Origin of the sequence: Tateyamaria pelophila (assembly GCF_019966495.1) — a bacterium.
GTDB classification, from domain to species: Bacteria; Pseudomonadota; Alphaproteobacteria; order Rhodobacterales; family Rhodobacteraceae; genus Tateyamaria; species Tateyamaria pelophila.
Genome location: NZ_JAIMIA010000214.1, coordinates 1 through 4,308, shown reverse-complemented (window position 1 = coordinate 4,308; position 4,308 = coordinate 1). Strand labels below are relative to the sequence as shown.

At 55.4% G+C, this 4,308-nt stretch carries 4 protein-coding genes; 3 read left to right on the top strand and 1 reads right to left on the bottom strand.

Annotation, left to right across the window (positions count from 1 at the left end; genetic code table 11):
* Positions 1-874, bottom strand: an 874-nt coding sequence (locus LC354_RS26515; RefSeq protein WP_263289641.1) for an exonuclease domain-containing protein, incomplete at its 3' end; no start/stop codon positions are given.
* A 196-nt stretch (positions 875-1,070) separates the two neighbouring features.
* Here LC354_RS26515 and LC354_RS26510 point away from each other — a divergent pair.
* From LC354_RS26510 to LC354_RS27845, 3 genes are all read left to right on the top strand, one after another.
* Entirely contained in the window at positions 1,071-3,029 is a 1,959-nt protein-coding gene (locus tag LC354_RS26510) for an AAA family ATPase (RefSeq protein ID WP_223428950.1), read from the top strand.
* Positions 3,030-3,128: 99 nt separating this feature from the next.
* Positions 3,129-4,145 carry a helix-turn-helix transcriptional regulator gene (locus LC354_RS26505; RefSeq protein WP_223428949.1) on the top strand — a complete coding sequence of 339 codons (1,017 nt, stop codon included), beginning with the start codon at positions 3,129-3,131 and terminating at the stop codon, positions 4,143-4,145.
* 25 nt (positions 4,146-4,170) lie between these two features.
* The gene (locus tag LC354_RS27845) at positions 4,171-4,305 is read left to right on the top strand and encodes a hypothetical protein (protein ID WP_263289640.1); all 135 of its coding nucleotides are present in this window, start codon (positions 4,171-4,173) and stop codon (positions 4,303-4,305) included.
* Positions 4,306-4,308 lie beyond the last annotated feature (3 nt).

Below are 4,308 nucleotides of genomic sequence, written 5' to 3'. Positions count from 1 at the left end.
GGGCAGGGGACTTGTTGATTGAAACCGACCGAATGATCCGTGGCGTTGCTTCCAGCTGTACCGCGAGTCTCTCTTCGTCTGCAGTGATCATCTCGGATGGGTCAGCTGCGTCGAGATCGAAGAAGAAAGCCTGATTGGGATTGCTGCTCGAATATCCGCATAAACACCCCATAGTGGCTTGCGGCAGACCTCCACCAAAGCGACCTACCAGTTCAAGCGGCTCAAAACTTTCCAGTAAGGACTGAACATGCGTCTTGTTCCTGTTGGACAGAAGCTCCGCCCAGAGATCAGGATCCTGATCGGCGATCTTGCGCGCAATAAAGATCGTGGCCTCGACGTCTCCGAGTGCGTCATGAGCGTTGTGGCCCTCGAAGTCATTGAGCGGTGCGAGGCGATCCAAATTGAAGCGGACCTTGCCAGCCTCATCGACTGGCCACTCAAACAGATCAGGTCGACGACACCAGACAGCGTAAACAGCGGTCATGATGTCAAAGCGTGTATTGCCGTTGAACTGGGTTGCGAAGATGTCCGGCTGCAGGTTTTGATAAAATGCCTGTCGAAGCATCTCTTCGTCGAACCGAATGCTGTTGAACCCAGCCCAGATCGCTGGTGACCAGCGCTTTACCAGCTCCGCCAGCGCCTGCGTGAACTCAAAGAAATTGGGTAGGTTCGAGTTAAGCAGTTGCGCAGGGCGCAAGCCGGTGACGGCCAAAGCTTGCGGAGATGGGATGACATGGGGTGCTAAGCGGCAGCGCAAATTTACCCGCTCGATCTCTTTGAATTCCGCGTCCGTGAGGATTGCTGCGAATTGCAAAGGGTGATCGAACGCGGGCGATATACCTGTCGTTTCGAGGTCGTAAAATGCGAAATTCATAAGCCTTCTTACGCCTCACAAGGGAAGACGTCACGCGAAGATACTGTCCCTTCATATAGGGAACGTCCGAATGTGACGTGTCTTAATGTTATATCTGGTTCGACAATACGGAGGTTGCATGACGAACAGATACGAACAGAGATATTTGATTGACCTGGCTCACAGGCTTGCCACGCGCTTCACGGCACGCAGCGTCATGGCGCTGGAGCTTTCGAATTGGACTGAGGATCAAGATTTTGGATTCTTTTGGGATCCAGAATTCGACAGTTTCAAGCGCAAAGGTGTTCCGGTCGCGATCTGGCACGATCTGCGTGAACGTCTTGCGCACCAGTTTGCGCGGGCACCGCGTGTCCGACCAGATGCTCTTGCCCGAAACATCTCGGCGTTGGCCGGGCATATGGGACTTGGAAAGAATGAAGAGGAAGTCTTCGCGCTTGCGATCCGCGCTGCTCGAAGTGGACCGGTCAAATCTCTGTGCAGCGCACTAACAGATGAGGCCCGAATTCCAGTCGAAGACGCTGTTGTTCACCTGACTGAGCTCTCACCAGCGCAGGCGCGAAAGGCATTGTCTTCCTCAGGGCGATTGATGGTTTCTGGCCTGCTGCAATTTGAAAGACCCCCATTCACCGGGCTTGGTCTTTTGCCTTCTGATCGCTTGCTGGTGGCACTTGAGCCGCCCTCCCGTGGGCTCGATGATATTTTGGGTGCGCTATTTGCCACGACCGAACCCGCCTCGGTCACCTGGGAAGACTTTGACCATTTGGGACCGAGCCGGGACTTCGCGTTCCGGTTGCTGCAGGGGGCAACGCAGCGGCAGGAAAAGGGTGTGAACATTCTGTTGCACGGCGCGCCGGGGACGGGAAAAACCGAGTTTTGCAAAGTGCTCGCTGAAAGACTTGGCGCAAGCCTCCACGCTGTTGGTGAAACAGACGATGATGGCGACGAACCGGCACGCTTTGAGAGGTTACAGCAACTGCGTCTCGGTCAACGGCTACTTGCCGATCAAGGCAACAGCATCATCCTGTTCGACGAGATGGAAGACCTGTTCCCTGGGATCGACAATGGGCTCTTTGGCTTCTCGCTGCGTCGTTCTGGCTCAAAGGTCCATATGAACCGCCTCATTGAGGGCAACCCAGTGCCGACCCTCTGGACGACAAACAACATCAGTGACTGCGATCCAGCGTTTCTGCGTCGGATCAGCTTTACGCTTGAGTTGCGTACACCCCCGGTCGCTGATCGTGCCCGGGTATGGCAAAAGCTCGCCAAGCAGCATCAGGTGCCACTGCCCCAAGACTTGTGTTTGGAATTGGCACACAGCATGGAGGATGCACCGGCACTGGCCAACAGCGCCCTTCGCGCGGTGCGCATCGCTCGCGGTGGAACAGATGACGTGAGACTGGCTGCAACAGCCATTTCTCGCGCTGTACGTGGTGGCCATATTCCCTTGATCTCGCATAGCGCTGTTCATTTTGATCCGGAACTAGCAAATGCAGACCATGACCTCAGCCTGATCACGCAGCGGTTCGTCACTTGCGGTCCGGCCAATACAGGTGGGCTTTGCCTCAGTGGACCGCCGGGCACCGGCAAGAGCGCCTTCGCACGCTATCTTGCAGAATGTCTGCACATGCCTGTCCTGGAACGGCGTGCCTCTGATCTGCTCGATCGGTATGTCGGGGGAAGCGAACGTAACATTGCAGATGCCTTTGCAGAAGCGCGCGACACCAGTGCTTTTCTTGTATTCGACGAAGCTGACTCGCTGCTTGGATCTCGAGATGGAGCCTCTCATCGATGGGAAATTTCGCAAGTGAATGAAATGCTCACCTGGATGGAAAACCACCCTCTACCCTTTGCCTGCACAACGAACCTTGTCGATCAACTTGACCCTGCAACAGCACGGCGCTTCAGCCTGCGGATCGGGTTTCTACCGCTGAATCTCACACAACGCCAAGCTTGCTTTCGACGGTTTTTCAATACTGACTCCCCTGTGGATCTCCATTTCCTCGACCAGTTGACGCCGGGGGATTTTGCGGTCGTAAACAAACGTTGCACGTTACTTGGCATCACGGAGCCCGCAGCTATCGTTAAAGAGCTGACCCGAGAACAAACGTCTAAACCAAACGCAAACCACCCAATCGGATTCCGAGCAGTGAGTTGATGGAGCGGGGACCAACACGACAAAGCGGTCTCTCACGGCGGCTGTTCGCTTGAAGCCTTGATCGGATTGCGCAAGACTACGTGCAACGGAGGTTCCCCAATGCGGTATGGCCGACTTACAGACCTGGTTCGGCTGGCGCTGCAGATGCAGGGCAGGGCAGATGGCCTGTCACTCGATGACATTGGGGAATCCTATGAGGTCTCGCGCAGAACAGCTGAACGAATGCGTGATGCGATTAGAGACGCCTTTCCGCAAATCGAAGAGATCAGCGAGCCAGGTGGGCGCAAACGTTGGCGTCTTCCACCTGGAACCGCTGGACGGTTTGCGGACCCAACCCTTGAGGACATCGCTACGCTGCATCGAGGTGCTGAACTGGCCCGTCAAAGCGGCGATACTGTAACCGCAGATAACCTCGACACATTGTCTGACCGGCTGCGCGCTCGGTTGTCAGGACCCAAACGCACCCGGCTTGAGCCGGATATTGCCGCACTCCTCGAGGCAGATGGTGTTGCCCTGCGCCCAGGTCCTCGAGAGCGTATCCCGGAGGAAACACTCAACGACCTCCGTCAAGCCATACTGGCAGGGGTCTGGATCAAGGTGGATCACCGTGCCCGCGCATCGGGACTCTTGAGCCGAAACGCTCGGCTCGGCCCTTTGGCGATGCTGCTCGGCGAAGGACGACAGTATCTAATCGCCTATAGCGACTGGGCCAAAGATGTTCGTCTGTTTGCCCTCGCAGGGTTTGAGCGGATCGAATTGTCCAATGAGGGTTTCGAGCGCCCTGAAGGTTTTGATCTGCAAGCCTGGATGCAACGGTCGTTTGGGGTCTGGCAGGAAGACATCTATGACGTGGTCTGGCGGTTCACGCCCGCTGCGGCACCAGATGCCCGCACATATCTTTTCCATGCCACCCAAGAGATGATCGACGAGCCCGATGGTAGCCTGACGGTGCGGTTTCGGGCGGGGGGGCTACGGGAGATGTGCTGGCATTTGTTTCGATGGGGGGATCAGGTTCAGGTGCTTGAGCCTCAAACCCTCCGGGAATTAGTAGCTGAACAAGTGGAACGATTTAGAGAAGTCTATACCGAAGCCGACTTGGTTGAAGCTGAGAAATAATGATTCCTTACGAAGGAGAAAAACCTTGAACGATCTATCTGAAATTGAAAAGAAGCTAAATTCTAACCCAATCTTCGCTCTTTCACTAGGCAGCGGACTCATAAAACTCGATCCACAGCCTGACGGATGCCAGTTTGATCATCGACAGGAAATTGCGTGATGT